The organism is Variovorax sp. FW301-JW7 (genome assembly GCF_058788795.1).
In genome coordinates, this window is the sequence record NZ_JBYTBC010000004.1 from 606,870 (window position 1) to 631,363 (window position 24,494).

The window sequence follows — 24,494 nt, forward strand, 5'->3', positions numbered from 1 at the left end:
CGCCCGGATTTTGGATGTCGCAGCATTTCATTCGAAAATGCGGTTGACGAATACTGATCTCGCAGATTTGCGTCCAGGTTGGCTCGACCGGAGCAAGGACATTGCCCTGAATCAGATTGGGTCGGATGCGATCATTGGTGCGGGTGGTTCCGTTGTGTGCTCGGCTCCGTCGAGCACGACCATGTATGCGGTGCCAGCAAAGCGGCTTGCTCTACACAGGTCGCAAAGCGACGAGAAATAACAAGGCTGATGATGCTCAATACCTCTTTTTCCCCTTGGCCTAGTTTCACCGGCGAAGAAGCCGATGCCGTGCAGCGCGTGCTCCTATCCAACAAGGTCAACTATTGGACCGGGCAAGAGTGCCGTGCATTTGAAAAGGAGTTCGCTGCTTGGGCAGACTCTGCGCATGCTGTCGCGCTGGCCAATGGTACGCTGGCTTTGGATGTGATTCTCAAGGGCATGGATATCGGGCCGGGTGACGAGGTGATCGTGACGCCGCGGACTTTCATTGCCAGTGTGTCATGCGTCGTGAATGCGGGAGCAGTTCCAGTGTTTGCGGATGTCGATGTCGAGAGCGGAAACCTGTCCGCCGAGACCATCGCTCAAGTGATCACACCCCGAACCAAAGCAGTCATTTGCGTGCACCTGGGCGGTTGGCCGTGTGACATGGATCCGATCATGGCACTTGCGGGCAAGCACGATTTCAAAGTGATTGAAGACTGTGCTCAGGCGCATGGCGCCCGCTACAAGGGGCGGTCCGTTGGCTCCATTGGTCATGCTGGCGCCTGGTCGTTCTGTCAAGACAAGATCATGACGACGGGCGGAGAGGGCGGCATGGTGACGACCAACGATGAAGCGTTGTGGCGCGCCATGTGGCAGTACAAGGATCATGGAAAAAGCTATGAAGCCGTCTACGAGCGCGAGCACCCGCCCGGCTTTCGCTGGGTACACGAAAGTTTTGGCACCAATTGGCGAATGCTGGAGCTGCAGGCTGTCGTCGGCCGCATTCAACTGCGCCGGATGACAGATTGGACTTCTACGCGTACGCGCCATGCGCAGGCCCTGTGGGAAGTTGCGCGTCCCCATGCCGCCGTGCGAGTGCCCGTCTTTGTGGGCCACGACGCGGCAGGTAGTGCTCATGCGCACTACAAATGCTACGTCTACGTGCAGCCGGAAAAGTTGGCGACAGGATGGAGCCGCGATCGGATCGTCGAGGCGATCCAAGCACATGGCGTGCCCTGCTATCAGGGGTCTTGCTCCGAGGTTTACCTGGAGCGAGCGTTCGATGGCACGGGTTGGCGGCCAGCTGAACGATTGCCTGTTGCTCGCGCATTGGGGGAAACGAGCCTGATGTTTCTCGTGCACCCGACACTTACCTCGATCGAGATGGAGAAGAGCTGCAAGGTCATCGCGCAGGTGCTGGCAGAGGCATCGGCGTGAGTGTGTTGTGGGCTCGCCTCGCGGCCCACGCGATCTTGTGGCGCTGGCTGCTGGTCATCACCTTGCTGGCGGTGTTGGTGCTGAGCTTGATGCCCGCCTCTCTTTCGGTGCCGAGTACGGGCTGGGACAAGAGCAATCACGCGCTAGGTTTTGCAGCCCTGGCGTTCCTTGCGTATGGGGCGTGGCCGGGACGCATCCCGCTATCGCTCTTGGGGCTGCTCGGCTACGGAGGGCTGATTGAAGTGCTGCAGTCGCTCACGCCTGATCGCACGGCCGAGTGGAGCGACCTATGGGCGGATGGGATTGGCCTGATGATCGGCACTGCCGTTGCTTCGCTGTTGCAACGGTTTTCGGTAACGCGAAAGGGTTGAGGCGGCAGGGCTCCTGGTGGTGGCAGTCGTGGCAACTGCTACTGCGAGACTGGCTTCACCGGGCCTGACGCAAGGAGGAGGTGCTCCGATGCTCCCTCACCCCTCCGAACTGGCTCAGTGAGCCGGGCACTCATGCCTCTTTGTACTTGTATTCGGTGTATCGATAGCCGCCGTACTTGTAGCCGTAGCTACCATAGTGCCGGCGAGAAAGGTCCATGCCGTTGAAGACCACACCGTTGACCTGCTGGCCCGCATGCGCGAGGCGTTTGACGCTCTCATTCAATTCGCCGAGTTGAGTCAGGTTGTCACGGGCAACCAACAAAACAGCGCCGGCATGTGCTGCGACCGCTGCGGCGTCGGCCGCCACCAGCACGGGCGGGCTGTCGATCACAACCAGGTCGTAGCGCTCCGAGAAGTCGTTCAGCAGTTCGCCCAGCTTTGACGAAAGCATCATGTTGGCTGGGTTGAACGGATAGTTTCCGGTCGTCAAAACATCCAGGTTGGGGATCACTTGCCCGTGAATGGTCTGCTCGGGAGACATATCACCTGCCAAGACGTCGGCCAAACCACCTTTGCGCGGGAGACCAAATGCTTTTTGGAGGTGTCCCTTTCGCAAGTCGGCGTCGATCAGCAACACGCGCTTGCCCGCCTGTGCCATGAGGACGGCGAAGTTGCCCGAGACGAAGCTCTTTCCCACCCCAGGGGTGGCACCTGTGATGAGCACGCGGTTGTTGCCACTCTCCATCAATGTCAGCTGCAGAGACACCCGCAGGTTGCGCAGGCTTTCGATGGCGAGGCTTTCAGGAGAGGTGACGGCCAGCAGTTGCACGCCCTTCGCGCCGCCGGCAATGTGTTCCAGAATCGTTTCTTGCTCGAGTGCCAATGGAACGACGGAGTAGACATTCAGGCCGAGCCGGTCCTCGATTTCCTGGGGGTTGCGAATACCGCTCGATAGCTTGCTGCGAAGGATGGCCAACGCCATGCCAGCGAGCAGGCCCAATATCAGCGAAAGCGCCACGATCGTGGACTTTTGAGGTTTGACAGCCTTCTTGGGTTCAACCGCTGTGTCAAGCAGCCGTACATTGCCGATCTTGCCTTCCTTGACCAGGCGCAACTGCAAAGAGCTGTTAAGCAGCGACTTGTAAAGTTCACCATTGACTCGGACGTCGCGCTCCAGCCGTAGGGCGTCGCGTTGTATCGCAGGCATGGCACTCACGCGAATTTCGAGACCGTTGATCTCATGCTGGATGGCCGCAATCTGGCCATCGATCATGCGGACCTTCGGGTTGGCTTCTGTGAAGCGCGCTAGAAGTTCACGGCGCTGTTGTTGAGATTCAAGCCGCTTGGTTTGTAGCTGTACTGATAACTCGAGCACGGCCTTGGCTTCTTCATCGAAGGCGACGGTGCCGTTCTGGTTGCGAAAGCGTGCGTAAGCGTCTTCAGAGTCTTCGAGTTGCGTCTTGAATTCGGGCAGTTGCCGGTCGAGGAATTCGATTGTCTTCTCCGCCTCAGCCGCCTTGCGTTCGACGTTCTGACGCACGTACTGTGTACCGATTTCGTTGAGCGTGCGCCGTAGGCGGTCGCGGTCGCTGTCTTCAAGCGCGACGCTGATCACATTCGACTGCTTGCCTTGTTCGCTGAGTTGCACACGTTTTTGCAAGTCTTCGGTTGTGGCGAGCGACGACGCACGTGAGACAAGAAATTCAGCGCTAGGTTTGGCATTGATGCGCGACACCATCAAAGTGATAGTGCCGCCTGGGACTTGTTGACTGAGCACCTTGCCGACTGTGCCGGTTAGTGGTTCAGCGAGGTCGGGGTGTGAGAGCGTGTACTGATCACCGGTCCGCGCAATGATCGTGAAGGGTTGCTGGTCTTCGAGTGCGGAGGGGATATCGAACTTGGAGATGTCGATGGTTTCAGTGCCGGAGACGTACCCGCCTATTCCCAGGAAGCCCGGGTCTGACAATTTCTTGGAACGCCGAGAGAGCCATTCGCCAATAACGGGAACATGGCGTGGCCGAGCGTCTATGTACAGGCGCATGGCTTCCACGGCGCCCCCGATAACCATTCGTGAACGAATGATCTGGATTTCGCCGGTAGCCGGCGTCTTGACATCGAAGAGGTTGGCCGTATCGCCGAGAAAATTCTTGGCGTCAGGTGCGGAGTCCTCGACCTGAATCAGCAGGTTCGATTGGTAGATTGGAGTGGTTAGAAGCGCGTAGGCAATCCCTAGTGCAAGAGCTGCCGCGGCGACACCCGCTACTAACCATTTCCTATCGAGCAGGATGTCTATGTATTCGGACAAGTTGATGGCGTCATCGTCATCGTCGCGAGGGCGTACCGTGTTGGGCGTCAAAGGGGCCGATGTGGAAGCAGAAGGGGTCATGAGAGTTTGCGAATACGTTCGGCCCAAGCGTGGGCACCATCAGCGATGAGTTGCAAGGCGTGTTCGAACGCTGGGAGGCCCAGGCGGTAGGGGTCGGGGATGTCGACGCGTGCGACTTCACCCAGTCGGAATAACTTGCCGCGGGTCAGTGGATGGCGTTGGCCGATGTGGATTCGTTGCGCTTCATCCATTGCCAGAATGAGATCGGCCTGCTGGCACATCTGTCCTGTGAGTTGGCGCGCGCGGTGCGCCTCGATGTCGATGCCGTGTGCAGCCATCAACTTGCGTGCGATCGGATCTGCGGGGTGGCCGACCAGAGCGCCTGTCCCGGCGGACGTGACTTGAACCTGTGGCAATGCTGCAGCGATCAGTGCTTCCCCCATTGGACTGCGACAGATGTTGCCAATACATACCACCAGAACGGATTTCATGAGACTTGGCTCCCTGCGAAGACTTGTGCTTCTGTTGTCAGACTCAACGTTTTGCGTGCCGGGTGGTTCATATCCAACGTGAATCACATGTCACACCGAAATTCCCTCACCAATTGCCCTTGGCTGAGCGACTGGATCGCGCTATCTAGATGAGAGGGCAAAGGGCTGGGCACGCCCTTGGCATTGTAGTCAGGGCGTTCGTGGCTACTGCCCGCTGCTGTTGCCGCGCAGTGGGCATTCTCTGTACCCCGCATCGATTTTGGTCGCAAGGCGCAGCAGGGCAACGGCGTGGATGCTCGCTTCGTGACCAAAGTCATGTCGATGCACAAGATACAAAAAATGACATTTTGAATGTCGCGAATCCCCTGAATTGGGGGGGAGGGGTGGGTACCCTTCACGGACAATTGTTGCAGCGCGGCACCCTGTAGGTGCTGCAGGAGTTTTCAGTGTGATCAATCGTCTGGCTGCGCCCTTGCTTGCTTTGCCGCGTCCCTTGAAGCGCATGCTGGCTCTAGGGGTTGACGCAATGCTCTGCGTCCTGTGCGTCTGGTTGGCATTCAGCTTTCGCTTCGAGCAATGGATGGCTCCACGCGGCGTTCAGTGGTCGGCTGTCGCGGTGGCCGTCGCCCTTGCGCTTCCCCTCTTTGTGGTTTTCGGGCTCTACCGAGCCATCTTTCGCTATGCAGGTACGGCTGCAGTGATGGCTATCGTGCGCGCGTGCGTGCTCTTTGGCCTCGGCTATGCGCTGATCTTTGCGGTGGTCGGTGTGCGAGGGGTACCTCGCACGGTCGGTTTGCTGGTGCCGTTGCTCTTGTTCTTGGCTATCGCCGGTTCGCGCATGTTTGCGCGCTATTGGTTGGGTGGTCTCTACATGAGCGCTCTGCAGCGTAAGCAACTGCCTCAGGTTGTGATCTACGGTGCCGGTAGCGCGGGCTTGCAACTGGCTGCGGCGTTGGCCCAGAGTCGGGACATGGTCGTCCGCGCCTTCGTTGACGATGATTTGCATCTCCAAGGCAACACGATCAATGGTCTGCGCATTCAGTCGTCGGATTGGCTCAGCAATAACGCTGCCAGCTGGGGCATCACCGACGTGCTGTTGGCGATGCCTTCGGCCAGCCGTGGACGCCGCGTTGAAATTCTGAACCAGTTGTTGCCATTGCATCTGCATGTACGGATGCTCCCGGGATTGCTCGATCTGGCCAACGGCAAGGTCCAGGTCAATGACCTAGTTGAAATCGACATCGAGGACTTGCTAGGGCGGGATCCAGTTGAGCCCGTGGCAGACTTGTTGCACAAGCATATCCAGGGCAAAGTGGTGCTGGTGACGGGGGCTGGTGGCTCTATCGGCAGTGAGCTGTGCCGGCAGATCGTTCAACTGTCGCCTTCCACGCTACTGCTCGTAGAGCTGAGCGAATACGCGCTCTATGGCATCCACCAGGAGCTGGAGCAGTTGGCGCCGAACGTACGTGTCGTCCCACTGCTCGCCTCGGTATGCGATGCGGCGCGGCTGCGTGAAGTGATGCGCGCCTGGCGCCCTGACACGGTCTACCACGCGGCGGCATACAAACATGTGCCGCTCGTCGAGCACAACCCGGCAGAGGGGGTGCGCAACAACGCGATGGGCACCCTCACGACGGCGCGGATTGCGATGGAGTGCAAGGTTCCCAACTTTGTCCTGATCAGCACCGACAAGGCTGTGCGACCGACGAACATCATGGGGGCCAGCAAGCGCGTCGCCGAAATGGCGTTGCAGGGGCTGGCGCAGCAGAGTTCAGACACTTGCTTCTCGATGGTCCGCTTCGGCAACGTGCTCGGCTCCAGTGGCTCGGTGGTGCCGTTGTTTCGCAAGCAGATCGAAGCGGGTGGTCCGATCACGCTGACGCATGCGGACATCACGCGCTATTTCATGACCATTCCCGAGGCTGCCCAGCTGGTGATTCAGGCGGGCGCGATGGCGCAGGGTGGCGATGTCTTCGTGCTCGACATGGGCGAGCCGGTGAGGATCATCGACCTCGCTCGTCGGCTGGTGGAGCTTTCGGGGCGCACGGTCCGTGACGAGCATTCGCCGGATGGCGATATCGAGCTACAGGTGACCGGGTTGCGGCCCGGCGAGAAGCTCTACGAAGAGCTTCTGATTGGCGACAGCGCGATGCCCACAGCGCATCCTCGTGTCATGAAGGCGCACGATCCCTGTCTGCCTTGGGATGAACTCTGGCGCCAGTTCGAGACGCTGAATGCGGCGCTCGAAAGCAGCGATGTACCGATGCTGAAGCAGACGCTGACGCAGATGCTTCCCGGCTATCGGCCTCATGCGGAGGTGGTGGATTGGGTGCATATGGAGCGTCACCGTGTGCGTGACCGTGCTCTGCCGCACGCAGCAGCAGTCGGCGCTGTACAGGTGGGCGAGGCTGAACAGCCGTCCACGCCGAATCAGATTGCCGTGGCAATCTGATTCGATAGAACTGCTGCATTCTTCTCCCACCCCGACTCACTGGGGAATGCTGAGACCAAGAGTCCCAAATCGGGGCTCTCTTGTTTTTAGCCGGCGTCGCCTATTGCGCCCGCTTGAAGTCGAGGATGTTGTCCCCCGCCTTGGGTGCTTTGTCGTCGGGCGGCGAGAAGCTGAAAGCCTTCGGATCCCGTATCGACGTCATCTCGTACAGCGGGTTGATCCGCCCCAGCTTTGCGCCACCGTCCCGCACCAGCGGAGCCCAGGCAAAGTTCGCAGTGAACTTGCTTGAGCGCGGCAGCAGCGCGTCGAAAGGGATGGAAACGTAGATGCCCTTATCGAAGCTGCCTTCACCGAACTGTGCAGCGGAGACATTGGTCTTGGTGGCCCACGCGCCAATCGTTACACCGTTGTCGAAGCGGCGGCTGATGTCGAGAGTGACGCCACGATCGCCCGCAAGGTACTGACCCGCGCTGATCTTGGCCTGCACCCCGTTCCAGCCCGTGTCCCAGTAGAGCGTGGCGTGGCCGGTGTTGACCTTGTAGTCGCGCAGGCCGAGGTCCTGCGCGAAGTCGCGCTGGCGTACGTGGTTGATGTCGATGCCGAAGGCAAACTTGCTGCGCCATGGGCGGTAAAGCCATTCGGCGCCCACGCCGGCGAACATCGACTCGAGCGCGCCGCCGTAGACGCTGTAGTACTGGTCTTCGTTCAGTCGGCCCACATGGGTCAGCTGAAACACCGGCATCGTCAACCGCTTGGTCGTTGCGTACTCGCGCTGGTAGGTTCGCACGCGGGGAAGGTTGCTGGGCGCCGTGTAGGTGAACTTGTCGAAGTTGTCGATCAGGCGCCAGGTCAGTGCGGCGTTCACCCAGGTGCTCGGTGTGAAGCGGTACTCCGCGGTGGCCGAGACGCCGAGTTGGTAGAGCATGAAGGCATCGGGGCCGCCGAGGATCTGCGAGAAGCTCGGGGTCAGGCCGAAGGTGAGTTTTTCTGTGCGTCGCTCCCAAGGAGCCATGGCCGGCGTCTCGCCGGGCGATGCGGTGGCTGTTGCGTCGGCGGGTGTGCGCTGTGGCGATGCTGGCGTGTAGAGCCCGTCTTCGGTCCTGCCGCGCGGCGGGGCGTAGTCCTCACGCTGGTCCGTGGCGCGCAGTTCTGCGGGCGTCTGTGCTTGGTAGTGCGCGGTCACCCACTCGCTGCGATTGACAACCTGCGTATGCAGAGCCAGTCCGCGCTCGTTGTAGTGAAGGATGAAGTGCTTGATCGACGCCGGGGCATCGCGATGCATGACAGCAATGACCTGCTGCACGCGAGCCTCGCGATACACCGTGTGGCTTTCGGTGATCCAGACGTGCGCGCTGTCGCCCTGCGGTGCGATGCGCTGCACGGTCCATTCGGTGCGTGCCTGGATCTCCGCGGCAGTGGCGGCCCAGCCGGGTGGATTGGCCGGCGCCTCCGGCGTGAAGTGGGGCAGAGGCGGGTCTGCGGGCTTGCTGGCCCGCATGTTTGCCATGTTGGTGGACAGGGTCAGGCCCACCATCACCTTGTTGCCGCGCTCCAGGCCAGCGGTGAAGGCGACGCCGGGTGAGTAGCGATATTCCAGTCCGATGTTGAAAGGCGAGCGCTGAACCTGGTTGTTCTGCTGAGGCTCGTTCTTGTAGTTGTTGCCTTCGTACTCGAGCTTGACGGTCAGCGGATCCCAGGGGGTGCGCCATTCGACGCCGCCGAACAAGGAGGCTGGGCCTCGAAAGAAGGCCTTGAAGTTCGCCTCACCGCCTGTTGCGGAACTTACCGTGCGCGTTCTGAAGCGATTGCTCAGGGCCAGCAAGGGGTTGCGGATGTTGCCGCTGTTGCCCAGGTATCCCCAGCCGATACCGAGGCTGAAGTCGAGATCGCCGTAGCGCTTGTTGGCGACTAAATATTCGGCCGAAAAGAGGCCGGTACCGCCAAGGTCGCGGAAGCCCAATGCAACCTGAGGCACATACGCGGATTCGCGCAGCAGCCGCAGCTTCACGTCGATGCTCTTGTCCTTGTTGCTCTGGCCAGTGGTGCTGGCGGCGTACGCGCGGTTGCTGATGGAGGTGTAGCGAAAGCCCGCCTCCATCCAGTCCAGCGGCTGGAACATCACGTTCAGTCGCGTATAGGGCGACACGTGGCTGATCGACGTGCGGAAATCACCGGCCTCGCCCATGCGTGCCGTCGGCGTCTGGAGCAGGCCAGTTTCGCCCCAATCGTTGCTGCTCGTGCGAGGTGCCTTGTATTGCGGGGCCGAGGCGTCGGGGTGCACCGAGATGACGCTTTCCGGCGGAACTGACGGTGGAATGGACGTATTGAGTGTTGCGGTCGGCTTGGCAGCTGCAAGCGCGGCAGTGGTGGTGCGCAGCGTCGCTGTCTGTGGCGAGGGGCCTTGGGTCGCCAGGAACTTGATGATGCCTTCCGATGCGTCGACCAGTTCGGTCGCGCCGCGCGGTGCTGCCCAGATCCATGCGCCGGGCGCCGGCTCATCGGAGGGGTGGCCGTTCCAGGGGGCGATGCCCACGCGCGATGTTCGGCCGTCGGGTTGTGCCACCCATGCCCAGTCGTGGGTGCTATCGGGCGCGCAGGCGATGACGTAGTCCCAAGTGGTCCGGCCGGCTTCGTGCGCCACGTGGCACAGCTCGCCATTGGGGCGAACAACTGCGATGGTTTTCAATTGCGGCGAGGGCGCAACGAGCTGCTGGCCGGCCGACAGTATCGGGTCTTGATCCGGGTGTGCCTGCAGCCAGCGGGGGTCCACGATGCCCAGCGCCACGCGGCCGGTGACCGGCAGGTTCTGCAGCCACGTGATGAGCTTCAGCCGATCGAGTTGCTCGGAGCGCGGTGCGCGCCTGCTGGCCGCCTCGAGGCGCACGAGCAGGGTATTCTTCAGGAACTGCTGGGCGAGCCGTTCCTGCGGCACGCGCCATGCCAGCCCGGGCGCTGCAGTGCCTTCTGGCTGACGCAGCAACCAAGTGCTCAATCGTTCGCCGGGTCGCACCTCGGCATCGCTTGCAGGTTCAACGGTCGCTGCATTCTGCGATGGCTCCGCCACGGCGCCAAGACTCACCATCAACGCGCAGGCAAGGGCCGTTCGACGGGGCCAATGCGGGGGGCTGATGGCTTGCAGGAAGGGGGGGCTCATGTACCAGCGCGCGCCGCGGCGCCGGCTGCTGGTGCGGGGGGTGTCCACTGTTCGAAGCTCATGCAGAGGTCGCGGGAAATACATTGCTCCGAATACACGACCTGAGGGGCGCCAGAAGCAAATGAAACGCCGAAGCGCGCGGGTGGAACGGAGGCTGCCGCAGGGCGGGACACGCTGCGTTCTTCATACCAGCGCAAGGAGCTTGCGGGCACGCCGGCGAGAGTGCTGTCGGTGGGCGGCGCGATCGACGCGCGCGCGATATCGTCGCGAATGCCGAAGCGATAGCCGGGCATCAGGTCGCGTTCGCGCGCGTAGGTCTGCGTGGTGTTGGCAGTGTGAGCTTCCCAGGCGGGTGGGTTGGCAAGTCGAACGTCGCGCCAGTCGGTGGACAGCCCGGTCGTGCCGACCAGTTGACCATTCAGAAGTCGAACGACCTCGCCCGTACCGCTGTACCAAACCTCGACGGGCCCTTCGGCGCGCTGATCGATATAGCCGAGCACCATGTACAGGACGCGCCCATCGACAGTGGTCCGCAGGTACCGATAGCTGGGATTGAAATTGGGCTGGGTTGCTGCAGACTCGCCGCGATACAGCAGGCGAGCTGAATCCAGCATGGCTGAAGTTCCGGAGGAGCAACCGCCAACGCCCAAGAAAAACGTTGCCAAAAGGCAACGTTTTAAGAGTCGCGTGGCGGAAGCAACGCGCGGACTTTTCAGCGAATGCCCTCCTTTCAGGAGGGCAACCAGCATTAACGCGTGCCGGTGGTGCCCGTGCCGCTGGTGCCCGTGCCGGGGACGAAGAAGCCGCCGCCGCCGTTACCGTTGTTGCTGCTGCCGAGGGTCAGCATCAGTGCGCCGGTGCCTGCAACAGCGCCCCATTGAACGGGGGTCAGGCCGCCAAGGCCAGCAGCGGTTGCACTCGGAGCGCCAGCGGGGCCCGGTACAAATGCGCGATTGTTGCTTGCGGGCGCAGGGGTAACCTGCGTTTGGGCAAAAGCCGACGAGATTGCCAGGGTGGCAAGGGCGACGGTAGCAACCAGTTTGTTCGTCTTCACAGTGATCCTCTCAAAGGGTTTTTATGCTCTTGACTTGAGGTTAGCAGCATCAGAAGTGTGCCGCAACTAATTCAGCCTGGGGGATGGGGCGTTTGCCACGGCCTCCTTGTAACTGCATATTGCCTCGATTTTTGCGGGTGACTGTGACGGGCGCATGTGTATCTCAATGCTACGTAACGTTCTGCCTAGGACGACCGTAACGACGGCGACTGGCGCGTGCCTCGATCGGAAGAACTCCGATCCTCGCCGCCGCATTTCTTCAATGAAATCAACGCACTGACCGAACTGTCGTTCCGATGGGCCGCATGGCCGCCTCCCAGGCATCGTTCCTGCAGTACCCCGAAACGAAAGTTGACATACAAGGTATGCCGCGGGGCACAACAAGGGGATATGCGTGATTCGATTGTCTGAGGGTGGGGCGATGGAGAGTGTGCGGGTGTGCGTAGGCGCGGCAGATGGCGTGATCGGAGGCGTCAGCTCATGATGAATCACCAGTCCGTCAGCAGCGCGCATTCGGCGCCGGCGCTCGCGGGGCGGTACGCCGCCTTGGGCTGTGCATTCTTTGGCGCGTTGATCGTCGAGGGCGACCTGGCCCTGGCTGAGCGCATGCGGCGCCTCCTGTGCGACCTGGCCCCGGGTCGTCGCGTCGTGATTGCCTCAACGCACGCGGAAGCAACCCATCTTCTGGCAGCGCTGCCCTACGACCTGGTGCTGGTCGACATGCACCTATCTGATGACGGCGGCGTCACACTCCTGTCGCACCTGCGGAGGGCCTACCCGCAGATCGACGCCATCGCCATGTCGAAGGACGACGACCGCCTGCTGGTCGAAGCCGCGATCTCGTCAGGAGCCTCCGGCTATTTGCTGACGAGCACCGACGATGCCGAGCTCTCTTTCTTGCTGCGCTCCATCGAGCGCGGTGGTTCGCCGATCGATGCACGCGTCGCGCGTCGCGTCCTCGGCCTGATTGCGGCGTCCGCGAAACCGGAGGGTGTCGAGTCCGCGCTGCGCGACGGCGACACGGTCTCGCCCCCGATGCCTGCTCCCGGGCTGCTGTCACCTCGGGAGCTCAATGTGCTGCGCCTGATCGCGCAAGGCTGGAGCAATCGGCAGATTGCCGAAGCGATCTGCCTCTCGATCAACACGGTCGAGTTCCACGCCAAGCGGATCTACCGCAAGCTGGCCGTCAAGTCGCGAACCCAGGCTGTCCGACAGGCGACCCAGTACGGGCTGCTGAGCTGAGCGCCAAGGGCCGTCGCGTGCTGTCGCGCACGTGCTGCGGCGCCGTGCGCACGCGCGGCAATCATTGAAAAACCCTTTTGCGCCCCGCTACAATCTCGGGTTGACCTTGCTGTGGCAAAGGTCAGCCCCTGCTCCAGCGAAGAAGACTTAGAGGATCCCCATGAGTGACATGACCTCCGGCTCGCCCCGGATCGACACAAGCAAGCGGACGTGGTTGATCGCATCCAGCTGTGCCGGCGTAGCGGGCGGCGTGGCCACCGCAATCCCTTTTGTGAGCACATTCCAGCCGTCCGAAAAGGCAAAAGCCGCGGGCGCCGCGGTCGAAGTGGACATCTCGGCCCTGAAGGTCGGCGAAAAAATCACCGTCGAATGGCGCGGCAAGCCCGTCTGGATTCTCAAGCGCACCCCGGAGCAGATCGCTGAGCTCGCCAAGCTCGATGGCCAGCTCGCCGACCCGCTCTCCAAGCGTCACCCCGACGAATTCACGCCCAAGTACGCGCAGAACGGCCACCGTTCGATCAAGCCCGATGTGCTGGTCGTGGTCGGCATCTGCACCCACCTCGGCTGCTCGCCGGTCGACCGCCTGCAGGCCGGCCCGCAGCCCTCGCTGCCGAACGACTGGGAAGGCGGTTTCCTCTGCCCTTGCCACGGTTCCACGTTCGACCTCGCCGGTCGCGTCTTCAAGAACAAGCCCGCTCCTGACAACCTTCCTGTGCCTCCGCACATGTACCTGTCCGACACGCGCCTGCTCATCGGCGACGACAGCAAGAAGGCCTGAGGGAGACCACGAACATGGCTGAATTTCACGAAGTTTCCCCCAACGCCCCCGCAGGCGAGAAGCTGCTCAACTGGGTCGACAACCGCTTCCCGCTGACCAAGCTCTGGAACGACCAGTGGGGCAAGTACTACGCACCGAAGAACTTCAACTTCTGGTACATCTTCGGCTCGCTCGCGATGCTGGTCCTCGTGATCCAGATCGTGACCGGCATCTTCCTCGTCATGCACTACAAGCCCGACGCGAACCAGGCGTTCGCATCGGTCGAGTACATCATGCGCGACGTGCCCTGGGGCTGGCTGATCCGCTACATCCACTCGACGGGCGCCTCGGCGTTCTTCATCGTGGTGTACCTGCACATGTTCCGCGGCCTCATGTACGGCAGCTACCGCAAGCCGCGCGAGCTGATCTGGGTGTTCGGCTGCGCGATCTTCCTGTGCCTGATGGCCGAAGCCTTCATGGGCTATCTGCTGCCCTGGGGCCAGATGTCCTACTGGGGCGCCCAGGTGATCGTGAACCTGTTCGCTGCCATCCCGTTCATCGGTCCTGACCTGGCCCTGCTGATCCGCGGCGACTACGTCGTGAGCGACGCCACGCTGAACCGCTTCTTCAGCTTCCACGTCATCGCCGTGCCGCTGGTGCTGCTTGGCCTCGTGGTGGCCCACCTGATCGCGCTGCACGAAGTGGGTTCGAACAACCCCGACGGCATCGAGATCAAGGCCAAGCGCGGTCCCGACGGCCATCCGCTCGACGGCATCCCGTCGCACCCGTACTACACGGTGCACGACATCTTCGGCGTGGTGGTGTTCCTCACGATCTTCTCGGCCGTGATCTTCTTCGCGCCTGAAGCCGGTGGGTACTTCTTGGAGTACAACAACTTCATCCCGGCCGACTCGCTGAAGACACCGAACCACATCGCTCCGGTCTGGTACTTCACGCCGTTCTATTCGATGCTGCGCGCCACCACCGACGACATGGTCAATGTGTTCGCGCTGATCATCGCTGCGGCCGCCGTCTGGAACTTCGTCAAGGGCAAGTCGGGCATGGGCCTGAAGGTTGCCGCCGTGGTCGTGGCCGCCGTCGCGATCTTCCTGCTCAAGACCTTCGACGCCAAGTTCTGGGGCGTGGTCATCATGGGCGGCTCGGTCATCATCCTGTTCTTCCTGCCGTGGCTCGACCACAGCGAAGTCAAGTCGATCCGCTACCGTCCGAGCTGGCACAAGTATGTCTACGGCGTGTTCGTGTTCCTGTTCCTGATCCTGGGCTACCTGGGCATCCAGGCGCCTGGCGTCTGGGGCAACCTGGTCATCGGCTCGTTCGCCCTGGACATCGCCCAGACCATCTCGCAGATCGGCACGCTCTTCTACTTCGGCTTCTTCCTGCTGATGCCGTGGTGGAGCAGCAAGGGTGAATTCAAGACCGTGCCCGAGCGCGTGGTCTTCGCGGCCCATTGATGCGCGAGAAGTGCAAGAGAGCTTGAGAGAAACACGATGAAGAAAAGAATTTCCGGCTGGCTCGCTGTCATGGGTCTGGCACTGGGCCTGACCTTCTCCGCGGCCGCATCCGCCGAATCCGGCGGTCTGGCGTGGGACAAGTCGCCCAACAAGACCACCGACGTGGCGGCACTGCAGAACGGCGCCAAGCTGTTCGTCAACTACTGCCTCAACTGCCACTCGGCCGCCTTCATGCGCTACAACCGTCTGCAGGACATCGGCATCAGCGAGCAGCAGATCAAGGACAACCTTCTGTTCACGACCGACAAGGTCGGCGAGACCATGAAGGCCAACATCGACGCGCGCCAGGCCAAGGAATGGTTCGGCACCACGCCGCCCGACCTGACGCTGGTCGCACGTTCGCGCGCCGGCCACGGCGGCACGGGCCCCGACTACCTGTACACCTTCCTGCGCAGCTTCTACCGCGACGACACCAAGGCCACCGGCTGGAACAACCTGCTGTTCCCGAGCGTTGCCATGCCGAACCCGCTGTGGGAACTGCAGGGCGAGCGCCTGCCGATCTACACCAAGGTCGAACAGCACGGCCATGCCACCGATGTGTTCTCGGGCAAGTGGGAACAAGTGACCCCCGGTACCCTGAACCCGGTGCAATTCGACAGCGCGGTCGGCGATCTCGTCGGTTACCTGCAGTGGATGGCCGAGCCGGCACAGAACACCCGCGTGCGCATCGGCGTCTGGGTGCTGCTGTTCCTGGCCATGTCGGTGGTTTTCGTATGGCGACTGAACGCCTCGTACTGGAAAGACGTCAAGTAATTCCGCTTTCACGCCGACCGGGCGCCTCGTGCGTCCGGTCCCACAGAGTGGGTTGCCCAGGCGACCCACTCTTTTTGATTTTTAGGAGTCTCTCGCCATGATGGTCTTGTATTCAGGAACGACCTGCCCCTTCTCCCACCGTTGCCGCTTCGTGTTGTTCGAAAAGGGCATGGATTTCGAGATCCGCGACGTCGATCTCTACAACAAGCCCGAAGACATCAGCGTGATGAATCCGTACGGCCAGGTGCCGATCCTGGTCGAGCGCGACCTGATCCTGTACGAGTCGAACATCATCAACGAGTACATCGACGAGCGCTTCCCGCATCCGCAACTGATGCCCGGCGACCCGGTCGACCGCGCCCGCGTGCGCCTGTTCCTGCTCAACTTCGAGAAGGAACTGTTCGTGCACGTCGCCACGCTCGAGAACCGCACCGCCAAGGGCAACGAGAAGGCGCTCGAAAAGGCCCGCTCGCACATCCGCGACCGCCTCACGCAGCTCGCGCCCGTGTTCCTCAAGAACAAGTACATGCTGGGCGACAACTTCTCGATGCTCGACGTGGCCATCGCACCGCTGCTGTGGCGCCTCGACTACTACGGCATCGACCTCAGCAAGAACGCGGCACCGCTGCTGAAGTACGCCGAGCGCATCTTCTCGCGCCCGGCCTACATCGAAGCGCTGACCCCGTCTGAAAAGGTCATGCGCAAGTAAGTAAGCTGCGTGCCTGCTTCCCTCGTTTTTCGCCGCTTTTCATGATCAACGCGCTCGAGTCCTCTTCCACCCGCCCGTACCTCATCCGGGCGCTGTACGAGTGGTGTACCGACAACGGGTTCACGCCCTATGTCGCGGTGCTGGTCGACGACACCGTCCAGGTGCCGCGCGAGTACGTGAAGAACGGCGAGATCGTGCTGAACATCAGCTTCGACGCGACCAGCTCGCTGAAGCTGGGCAACGACTTCATCGAGTTCAAGGCCCGCTTCGCCGGCACGGCGCGCGAGATCAGCGTGCCGGTTGGGCGCGTGATCGCGATCTACGCACGTGAGAACGGACAGGGCATGGCGTTCCCGGCACCCGTGCCGACCGCCACCACGTCCGACGATGGCGATGACGCCGCCTCGGCCGCGGTTTCGCCGAACAGCGCGCCGCGCATGCCGCTGCGCGATGCCTCGCGTGGCACCGAAGGCGACGCCAGCAAGGTGTTCCACCTAGTGACGGGCGAAGAGGGCGACGAGACGGTCGATGCCGCCTCGGAGCCTTCCGATCCGACCGACGAGCCGCCGCGCCCGCCGGCCGGTGGTGGCACCCGGCCGTCGCTCAAGCGCGTCAAGTGACGACGCGGTCGGCCCCAAAAGCCGGCCGCTTAGAATCTTCGCCAGCACTGTTTTTCTTTCAGCCGCTTTAGCTCAATTGGTAGAGCACCCGCCTTGTAAGCGGAAGGTCGTCAGTTCGATTCCGACAAGCGGCACCAAACAAAAAAGCCCGACAACGTCCTGCGTTGCCGGGCTTTTTCTTTGTCTCCCTCGACCTGTCCGGCGGTCCGGACCGGCCGCAGAAGCCGACGAAACGCCGCGGATCACCCCACGTCCACCGTCACCCGCAGGAACGTCGCGGCGATCAGGCAGGTGTTGGGGTACTGGCTCTGGTTCTGGCTCTGGAACAGCGTCACCAGTTCCGTGCGCAGTTCGTCGGTGCGCCCCGCCTGGGCTGCCGTGTCGAATGCGTTCATGGTCGGGCCGTAGAACTGCCGGAAGGTGTCGACAAATTCCGCCGCCGAGCCTTTGAAGTCGAAGATGTAGCTGTCGCGCTCCCAGCTGATGGCCTCCGAGGCAATGCCCACCGCGCCAAAGCGCTCGAGGATGTTCGGGGTCGAGCCCCAGCCCATCGGGCTCACGAAGCCTTCGGGCGGTGGGGGCGCATAGGACGAGCTGATCTTCAGGATCTGCGCCACCAGCGTGGGGTCGTTCGGGATCCAGTTGCCCATGAGGATGCGCCCGCCCGGGCGCGTGACACGCACCATTTCCCGTGCCACGTCGAAGGGCCTGGGCGCGAACATGGCGCCGAACATGCTGATGACGAGGTCGAAGGACTTGTTCTCGAGCCGCAGCTCGCAGGCATCCCCTTCCTCGAACCGGCAGCTGGCCGACAACCCGGCCTGAGCCGCCCGCCGGTTGCCTGCGGCAACCAGGTTGGCGGCGATGTCCACGCCCAGCACCTGCGCGCCGAGCTTGGCGGCCGGGATGGCGGTGTTGCCGTCGCCGCAGCCGAGGTCCAGCACCTTCATGCCGGGCGTGATGCGGGCGTGCCGCACGACGTCTTCACCGCTCTCGCGCATGCTCTCGGCGATGCGGGTGAAGTCGCCTTTTTCCCAGAGGGCCTTGTTCGGGTTCATGACTTCACCTTCTCGATCATGTGGTCGATCACGTGCGTGTGCTCGTGTTGCGGACTGAACATCACGATCTCCGCGTCGGCGTCGACCTTGACGTTATGGCCGGGCGGCCAATAGAACAGGTCGTTGGCCTGGACGGTCTCCTGCTCCCCGGCGTCGTCGGTGGTGGTGATCTGGCCCTTGAGCACGAACCCCCAGTGCGGGCACTGGCACGAGTTGTGGTTGTTCAGGCCCTGGAACAGCGGCGTCGTGTCGACGCCCGCCGACAGCGTGAAGTACTCGCCGCTGATCTTGCTGTAGCCGGTCGCGTCGCCGAAATTCAAACGCTGCCGGATCAGGGCACCGGGAATTTCCATCTTCACGTCGACTTCGTCTTTTGCGATATGCATGAGGTGCTCCTTGAGAGGTCTGCGGGCGCGAGGGTGGTGCGTCTATTCGTTGCACCCGCCAGATTCGATAGACGGCATACTGATGCTCCACGCTTGGCGTTCCTGAAACGTTCCCGGCCCGTGCCGGGGGAAAGGAATCGCGATGTCGCCCCCACCGACTCCGCCGTCCGAAGCCGTGTCCATCCGGCTGCTGGGCCCGTTCCGCCTGAGCGTGGCCGGCGACGACCCGCAGACTCCATCAGTGCCGCTGACCCGGCGCGCCGCCGAGCTGCTGCAGCTGCTGGCATTGCAGCCCGGACGCAGCCTGGCGAACGAGCAGGTGGTGGAAGCCCTGTGGCCGCATCTGGACCCCGACGCGGGCAGCGCCAATCTGCGCAAGGCCGCGCACCACGCGCGCCAGTTCATCGGCCAGCCCGACGCCCTGGTGCTGCGAGGCGGCCGCGTTTTCCTGCTGCCCGACCAGGCGGTGGCGTGCGACGCCGAGCAGTTCGAGCGCGCAGCGGACGAGGCGCTGCACAGCGGCGATCCGCAGGCCTGCAAGGCGGCGGCGCAACTCTATGGTGGCGAGCTCCTGCCGGACGCCCGCTACGAAGCCTGGACCGAAGCGCCGCGCCAGCGGTTGCGCGACAAGTTCCTGCGGCTGCTGCGCCAGACCGGCGACCTGGAACGGCTGGTGCGCGAAGACCCCACCGACGAGGCGGCCCATGTGCAACTGATGCGCGAGGAACTGGCGGCCGGACGACGCTCTTCGGCGCTGCGCTGGTACGGCCACCTGCGCGACCATCTGCAGCAGACCCTGGACCTGCGCCCCGGCCCGCCGGCCGAGGCGCTGTACCGCGAATGCGTGGCGGGCCTGGAAGGCGCCGCGCCGCGTTTCGTCGGCCGTGCCATGGAGCTGGTGCGTGTCCTGGGGTGGCTGCGCGCCAGCCTGGCGGGCCGTCCTGGGGGCGCGGTGGTGCGCGCACCGGCAGGAATGGGCAAGACCGCGTTCTGCCGCCGCATCGCCGAGGAAGCGCGGGGCCTGGGCTGGCAGGTGCGCTCGTTGCAGGCCGGCGACTGGACGCGGCCCTACGGCATCGCGGCCGACCTGGTGGAGCCCTTGCTCGGCGAACTGCCCGACGCGGCGCAGGCCATCGGTGCGCACGCCCAGGCCGTGCTGGCGCAGATGACCGCCTCGGGCGACGTGAAACCGCTGGCCATGCCGCTCGGGCGCCACCAGATGGTGGGCGCTGTGCGCAGGCTGCTGCTGGCTACCGCCGCGCAAAAGCCGGTGCTGCTCATCGTCGACGATGCGCACGCGGCGGACGACGCGAGCGCCCAGACGCTGACGCAACTGGCTGCGAGCGGCCCCCCGGTGTTCGTGCTGCTCGCGTGCCGGCACGCACTGCCGCCCCTGCTGGATCGGAACACCTCGCGCCTGCAGCGCGCCGGCCAGCTGGAGGCCCTTGAGCTGGGGCCGCTGTCCGAGGAAGACGCGGCGCTGCTCGCGGCCCGCTCGGCTGACGCACCGATGGCGGGCGAGGCCGCCACCGCCATCGCGCGCCGTGCCGAAGGCCTGCCGTTTGCCGTGATCGAACTCGCGCGTGGTGCCGCCACGCCAGACGCCGCCACGGGGGCGATGCCCCGCAGCGTGTCGTCGGCCCTGGCCGAACGCCTGTGCGACCTGGACCCCGGCGCGACGGAGGCCTTGCGCCGGTTGGCGCTGTCGGCCGAAGATTTCGACGTAGCCACGGCCGTGGCGCTGGCTGCCGATGAGGGCCATGACGCGTTGGCGCGGCTCGACCAGGCGCTGGCCGCGGGCGTGCTGGTGGTGGCCGAGGGCCGCTATCGCTTCCGCCACGCACTCGTGCGAGAAGCCCTGGCCGAAAGCATCCCGCCGCACCGGCGTGTGCTGTTGCATCGCGACGTGGCGGCGCGGCTCGAGCAGGGCGGTGCGGCACCGGGCCTGGTGGGCCATCACTGGCTCGCTGCGGGCGATGCCGAGCGGGCGATGCCGTGTTCGTTGGCGGCTGCGCGCCAGGCCTTTCGCCTCGGCGCCTACGAGGACGTGTTGCGCCACGTCGAGCCGCTGCTCGCGCACCGGGCTGCGCAGCCGGAAGCATTGGCGCTGCGTGCCGAATCCCTCGACGCGCTGGGCCGGCCAGGCACCTTGGCCGCCTACGACGCGGCCGCCGCCGTTGCGCCCGAAGCGCTGTCCCACGAATTGCGCGCCAAGCGAGCCTTGGCGCAAGTGAAGATGAGCGACCCTCCCGGCGCCCTGCGGTATCTGAAGGATGTGCATCCCACCACGGTGGCGGGGCGCCTCGCTGAAGCGCTAGCCTACAGCGGCGCGGCGGCCCTGGGCTTCGGGGACCCCGCCGAAGGCACGCGCCGGTCGGCCGAAGTGCGTCGGATCGCCTTGGAAACCGGTGACGAAGGCACGCTCGTGATCGCCTCCTGGTCGCAAGCCGCAGCGGCACACGCGCGCGGTGACCTGCACGGCAGCGTGTGGGCCGACCTCAAGGAGACGAGCCATCTGCCGCAGCTTGCGGTGCGCGTGTTCGACGGCCACCTGTGCATCACGCAGCGCTTCCTGTATGGCTCGCGGCCGTATGCCGATGTCATCGCATTCGCCAATGCGCTGGCCACGGAAGCGCAGCGGCTGGGCGCGGCGCGCGGGCATGCGTTCGCGGTCACGCTGCGCGGCGAGGCTTGGCTGCTGAGCGGCCAGCTCGACGCCGCCGAGCAAGACCTCGTGGCGGGCGGGCGCATGCACCGCGCGATCGGCGGCGCGACGGGCGAAGCGCTGTCGCTGCAGCGCCGCTCCGAACTGGCGATCTACCGCGGGCAGATGGACCGGGCGCGCGGCTTGCTCGACGAAGCGCTCGACGTCGCGCGCCAGTCCGACGTCGGCTTTCATCTGCTGGACCGCATCTACGGCACCCGTATCGCGATGGCCACGCAGCCCGACGCAGCGCTGGGCGTGTTGGAGGAAGCCGAGGCCAACGTGCGCGGCCCGCTGGAAAGCTGCCCCGGCTGCCGAATCACCTTCGCCATCCCGGCCACCATCGCGGCCGCGAGAGCGCACGCGCTGGACCTGGCGGCCAGCCACCAGCAGCAATCCGAATACCTGGCCAACGTGGTGATGAAGCTGCCGGCCTGGTACGCGTCGCTGCATGAGGCGCAGGCCCACATCGAACGGGCCGCGGGCCGTGTCGCGGCCGCACGCGAAGGCTTCGCCGCAGCGGCGCAGGAGTTCCGCGCCTGCGGCCATACGCTGGACGCCGCACGCTGCCGGGAATTGGCCGGCTAGGAAGTCCGCGCGGCTGCAGCGTGATGAACGGAAGATGGCTTGCTGGATCGCAGTCCCATGCTAAGCGGGTCTGCTCACGACAAAGGGCGGTTAGCCGTGCTAGCAAGGTGTGTTGTGGGGAAATTTCAGGCTTTGGCTCTGGGTAGCGGTGCTCAGTTTCCGATTTCGAGCGAACGAATCTGAATCCAGAATTTTTCAGACCCATATGACTTAGGTGAGCACTGACAAGAAGTGACCATCTGGCCTGTCTAGTCGGCCGAGTACGTGCGATGGCGCTGATTCCTCCATCAATCCTCGGCCAAAGTCTTACTTTCTTCGAATCTAACCAGACCAAACCAGCAAAAAAGCCCGGTACGACCTCGCGGTCCGCCGGGCTTTTTGCCGTCTGGGTGCTCCTTCTCTTCTATTCACCCGCCTGCAAAGGAGCTTTTCCCCTTGTCCTACTTTCAATGTCCCAACTGCGGCTCCAACCGCATCGAAACCCGTGACGTCGCTCAGCGTACTGGTGGCACGCTCGGCGGTCTGGCCGGTGCAGCCGGTGGCATCGCTGGTGCGCTGCGCGGTGCACGCACTGGCTTCACCATCGGCATGGCTGCTGGGCCGGTCGGAGGCAGCCTCGGCACCGCCATTGGCGTTGTCCTCGGCGCCTTGGGCGGTGGCGCTCTTGGAACCGAGGTCGGCGCCATCTTCGGCCGTGTCGTCGATGACCGGGTTCTGAACAACTGCCGATGTACCGCGTGCGGTCACACCTTCAGTGGGCAGCGTGGAACCAGTGAATCACCGTGGTCCTCGGCTGAACCAGCGACATCGTCCTCCTTTCGACCAGTGAACCCAGGCTCGGAGACGAGCCCGCACGAAATCGATCCTGAGGACCCAGACCTCGCCTGATACGCAGTCGTCCGCTCCCGCGCTTTGCGCCCTTGAGCCGCTCGGCTCGTCGTTTCCCCACCCTCTTTTGCACAAGTCGTCATGGCCAGGGCTCTCACAGCTTCTCGGCCAAGGCGCGCCTGTGCGCGCAATTCAAGAAAGACCTTCCATGGCACACCAAATCGAACAGATGGCTTACGTCGGGGACACCCCCTGGCATCGCCTGGGCCACCGCCTCCAACCCAAGCAACCCCTTGAGGTCTGGGCTGAACAGGCCGGCATGAACTGGAACATCCAGGAAACCCCGGTGCGTTTCATGACCCAACCTGCAGGCGATCCCCTTCAGGCTCTGGAATCCTTCGCCGAACAGAAGGTGCTCTATCGCAGCGACACCCATGCGCCGCTGTCGGTCGTCAGCAGTCGCTATCAGGTCGTGCAGCCCCGCGAAGTCCTGGAGTTCTACCGCGACCTCACCGACATCGGCGGCTACGAGATGGAAACGGCAGGGGTCCTCAAGGGCGGGCGCAAGGTCTGGGCGCTTGCGCGCACCGGCAAGCAAGCCGTGCTCAAGGGTAGCGACATCGTCAACGGCTATCTGTTGTTCGCAACCTCCTGCGACGGCTCGCTGGCCACCACGGTCACGCCGACGACCGTGCGGGTCGTGTGCAACAACACCCTGGCCATTGCACTGGACAACACCAGCAACGTCATTCGCGTGCCCCACAACACCAGCTTCGATGCCGATGCCGTCAAACGACAACTCGGCATTGCCATCGGGCAATGGGCCGACTTCATGTACCGCATGAAGGTCCTGTCCGAACGCAAGGTCAAGAGCAAGGAGGTCGAGGCCTATATCCAGGATGTGCTCTACGGGCCGATGGAATCGAATGGACTCGCCACTCCTCAGGTCGGCACCCAGTCCATGTCGCGAGCGTGGGCGGCACGGAAGGTCCTCGAGTTGTACGAAGGCAAGGGCCGCGGCGCCGAGCTCGCTGCTGCGCGGGGCACGACCTGGGGCCTGCTCAGCGCAATGACCGAATTCGTTGACCACGAACGCCGAGCACGCAACCGCGAGTACCGCCTGGACAGTGCCTGGTTCGGCCAGGGCGCTGCCCTCAAGCAACGAGCGTTGGCGCATGCGCTGGAGCTCGCCGCTTGACGCGACGGGATCTTAGACCTCCCGTACTTCCACCCTCAGCTCCTCCACCCAAGCCCCGCCTCTCCATCGAGAGGGCGGGGCTTTTTGCTGGATGGGGCGGTTTGAACCTTCAGAAAGAAATCAATGACCTCAATTCCTCGGAACATACAGCGTTCCCCGAACGCTCGTGCGCGGTCGCGCGCCCCTGCATTGCGTCTGGTGCCGCCCACCTGTTCGACGGATGCGACCGCCGGGCGCTGGCCGAGCGCGGTCGAAGCCGGCCTCGGCTGTCTCGACGCCGCTGCCGCCGTAGGCCGCGATCCCTTCAAGTCTGCCGTGCGGCTGTGGATGGAGAAGACCGAGCGCCACGACCTGCTGCAGCCTGTCGATCCTTCCCTCGTTCAGTCAGCAGAGACTGCTGCCTATTGGGATCGCCTGCTCGAGCCCATCGTGGCGGCGCACTACGCGCTGCGCGCGGGGCGCCAGGTGCTGCGCACTCGCGCCTTGCTGCGGCACCCGCAGCACCCCTGGATGCTGGCCCACCCTGGCCGCGAAGTCGTCGGCGCTTCTGATGTCCAGTTGCTGGAATGCCGATGCGTCGGCATGGATGCGGCTGAGCTTTGGAGCGAGGGCCTTCCCGCCTACGTGCGGATCCAGATGCTGCATCGGCTGGCCGTGACCGGCGCCCAGGCCATCGATGTCGCCGCCCTGATCTGCGGCCAGGACCTGCGGATCCACCGGGTCGAGCGCGACGAGGTCGAGATCTCCCGGCTCATCGATGCCGAGCGCGAGTTCTGGCACTGCGTGGCAACCGACTGCGCGCCGCCGGCAGGCGATCGGGCGGAGGTCTGA

Annotated in this window: 20 protein-coding genes and 1 tRNA gene; 14 read left to right on the forward strand and 7 right to left on the reverse strand. The window is 63.6% G+C overall.

Annotation, left to right across the window (positions count from 1 at the left end; all coding sequences use genetic code 11):
- The first annotated feature begins 252 nt into the window (after window positions 1-252).
- Both AC3WQM_RS14660 and AC3WQM_RS14665 read left to right on the forward strand, forming a co-directional pair.
- Complete coding sequence (locus AC3WQM_RS14660; protein ID WP_492679806.1) at window positions 253-1,440, forward strand: DegT/DnrJ/EryC1/StrS family aminotransferase; 1,188 nt, start codon at window positions 253-255, stop codon at window positions 1,438-1,440.
- The gene (locus AC3WQM_RS14665) at window positions 1,437-1,811 is read left to right on the forward strand and encodes a VanZ family protein (RefSeq protein WP_492679633.1); all 375 of its coding nucleotides are present in this window, start codon (window positions 1,437-1,439) and stop codon (window positions 1,809-1,811) included. Before AC3WQM_RS14660 ends, AC3WQM_RS14665 begins: the two co-directional genes overlap by 4 nt.
- Before the next feature lie 130 nt (window positions 1,812-1,941).
- Here the strand turns inward: AC3WQM_RS14665 and AC3WQM_RS14670 are convergent, their stop codons facing one another.
- Window positions 1,942-4,197: a polysaccharide biosynthesis tyrosine autokinase gene (locus tag AC3WQM_RS14670; protein ID WP_492679635.1), complete on the reverse strand. Its 2,256-nt coding sequence runs from the start codon at window positions 4,195-4,197 to the stop codon at window positions 1,942-1,944.
- A complete protein-coding gene (locus tag AC3WQM_RS14675) occupies window positions 4,194-4,628 on the reverse strand; it encodes a low molecular weight protein-tyrosine-phosphatase (protein WP_492679637.1) in 435 nt (144 codons plus the stop codon). Before AC3WQM_RS14675 ends, AC3WQM_RS14670 begins: the two co-directional genes overlap by 4 nt.
- A 448-nt stretch (window positions 4,629-5,076) precedes the next feature.
- On the opposite strand from AC3WQM_RS14675, the gene AC3WQM_RS14680 reads away from it, so the two are divergent.
- Entirely contained in the window at window positions 5,077-7,080 is a 2,004-nt protein-coding gene (locus tag AC3WQM_RS14680) for a polysaccharide biosynthesis protein (RefSeq protein ID WP_492679639.1), read from the forward strand.
- Between the two features lie 100 nt (window positions 7,081-7,180).
- Here the strand turns inward: AC3WQM_RS14680 and AC3WQM_RS14685 are convergent, their stop codons facing one another.
- The 3 genes from AC3WQM_RS14685 to AC3WQM_RS14695 form a co-directional block, all read right to left on the reverse strand.
- The gene (locus tag AC3WQM_RS14685; protein ID WP_492679808.1) at window positions 7,181-10,234 is read right to left on the reverse strand and encodes a YjbH domain-containing protein; all 3,054 of its coding nucleotides are present in this window, start codon (window positions 10,232-10,234) and stop codon (window positions 7,181-7,183) included.
- Window positions 10,231-10,848 (reverse strand): YjbF family lipoprotein, encoded by a 618-nt coding sequence (locus tag AC3WQM_RS14690; RefSeq protein WP_492679641.1) that lies wholly within the window; start codon window positions 10,846-10,848, stop codon window positions 10,231-10,233. Before AC3WQM_RS14690 ends, AC3WQM_RS14685 begins: the two co-directional genes overlap by 4 nt.
- Before the next feature lie 134 nt (window positions 10,849-10,982).
- The gene (locus AC3WQM_RS14695; RefSeq protein WP_492679643.1) at window positions 10,983-11,288 is read right to left on the reverse strand and encodes a hypothetical protein; all 306 of its coding nucleotides are present in this window, start codon (window positions 11,286-11,288) and stop codon (window positions 10,983-10,985) included.
- Window positions 11,289-11,771: 483 nt separating this feature from the next.
- Here AC3WQM_RS14695 and AC3WQM_RS14700 point away from each other — a divergent pair, with 483 nt between their 5' ends.
- The 7 genes from AC3WQM_RS14700 (at window position 11,772) to AC3WQM_RS14730 (ending at window position 17,038) form a co-directional block, all read left to right on the forward strand.
- Window positions 11,772-12,530 carry a LuxR C-terminal-related transcriptional regulator gene (locus tag AC3WQM_RS14700; protein WP_492679645.1) on the forward strand — a complete coding sequence of 253 codons (759 nt, stop codon included), beginning with the start codon at window positions 11,772-11,774 and terminating at the stop codon, window positions 12,528-12,530.
- A 160-nt stretch (window positions 12,531-12,690) separates the two neighbouring features.
- Complete coding sequence (gene petA, locus AC3WQM_RS14705) at window positions 12,691-13,308, forward strand: ubiquinol-cytochrome c reductase iron-sulfur subunit (protein ID WP_489058900.1); 618 nt, start codon at window positions 12,691-12,693, stop codon at window positions 13,306-13,308.
- Between the two features lie 14 nt (window positions 13,309-13,322).
- Complete coding sequence (locus tag AC3WQM_RS14710; protein ID WP_492679647.1) at window positions 13,323-14,759, forward strand: cytochrome b; 1,437 nt, start codon at window positions 13,323-13,325, stop codon at window positions 14,757-14,759.
- A 36-nt stretch (window positions 14,760-14,795) separates the two neighbouring features.
- The gene (locus AC3WQM_RS14715) at window positions 14,796-15,572 is read left to right on the forward strand and encodes a cytochrome c1 (RefSeq protein WP_099795340.1); all 777 of its coding nucleotides are present in this window, start codon (window positions 14,796-14,798) and stop codon (window positions 15,570-15,572) included.
- A 97-nt stretch (window positions 15,573-15,669) separates the two neighbouring features.
- Complete coding sequence (locus AC3WQM_RS14720; protein WP_062473683.1) at window positions 15,670-16,281, forward strand: glutathione S-transferase N-terminal domain-containing protein; 612 nt, start codon at window positions 15,670-15,672, stop codon at window positions 16,279-16,281.
- 41 nt (window positions 16,282-16,322) lie between these two features.
- Window positions 16,323-16,901, forward strand: a complete 579-nt coding sequence (locus tag AC3WQM_RS14725) for a ClpXP protease specificity-enhancing factor (protein WP_492679649.1) — start codon at window positions 16,323-16,325, stop codon at window positions 16,899-16,901.
- A gap of 61 nt (window positions 16,902-16,962) precedes the next feature.
- Window positions 16,963-17,038: transfer RNA gene (locus tag AC3WQM_RS14730), tRNA-Thr, on the forward strand.
- 105 nt (window positions 17,039-17,143) lie between these two features.
- Here the strand turns inward: AC3WQM_RS14730 and AC3WQM_RS14735 are convergent.
- Both AC3WQM_RS14735 and AC3WQM_RS14740 read right to left on the reverse strand, forming a co-directional pair.
- A complete protein-coding gene (locus AC3WQM_RS14735; protein ID WP_492679651.1) occupies window positions 17,144-17,959 on the reverse strand; it encodes a class I SAM-dependent methyltransferase in 816 nt (271 codons plus the stop codon).
- Complete coding sequence (locus AC3WQM_RS14740) at window positions 17,956-18,345, reverse strand: cupin domain-containing protein (RefSeq protein ID WP_095949916.1); 390 nt, start codon at window positions 18,343-18,345, stop codon at window positions 17,956-17,958. The genes AC3WQM_RS14735 and AC3WQM_RS14740 overlap by 4 nt, the downstream gene beginning before the upstream one ends.
- Before the next feature lie 142 nt (window positions 18,346-18,487).
- On the opposite strand from AC3WQM_RS14740, the gene AC3WQM_RS14745 reads away from it, so the two are divergent.
- The 4 genes from AC3WQM_RS14745 (at window position 18,488) to AC3WQM_RS14760 (ending at window position 24,494) form a co-directional block, all read left to right on the forward strand.
- Window positions 18,488-21,637: an ATP-binding protein gene (locus AC3WQM_RS14745; RefSeq protein ID WP_492679653.1), complete on the forward strand. Its 3,150-nt coding sequence runs from the start codon at window positions 18,488-18,490 to the stop codon at window positions 21,635-21,637.
- Between the two features lie 435 nt (window positions 21,638-22,072).
- Window positions 22,073-22,525: a hypothetical protein gene (locus tag AC3WQM_RS14750; RefSeq protein ID WP_492679655.1), complete on the forward strand. Its 453-nt coding sequence runs from the start codon at window positions 22,073-22,075 to the stop codon at window positions 22,523-22,525.
- 148 nt (window positions 22,526-22,673) lie between these two features.
- Window positions 22,674-23,663 carry a DUF932 domain-containing protein gene (locus tag AC3WQM_RS14755; protein WP_492679657.1) on the forward strand — a complete coding sequence of 330 codons (990 nt, stop codon included), beginning with the start codon at window positions 22,674-22,676 and terminating at the stop codon, window positions 23,661-23,663.
- A 123-nt stretch (window positions 23,664-23,786) separates the two neighbouring features.
- Window positions 23,787-24,494, forward strand: coding sequence for a YqaJ viral recombinase family nuclease (locus AC3WQM_RS14760; protein ID WP_492679659.1), 708 nt, complete (start codon window positions 23,787-23,789; stop codon window positions 24,492-24,494).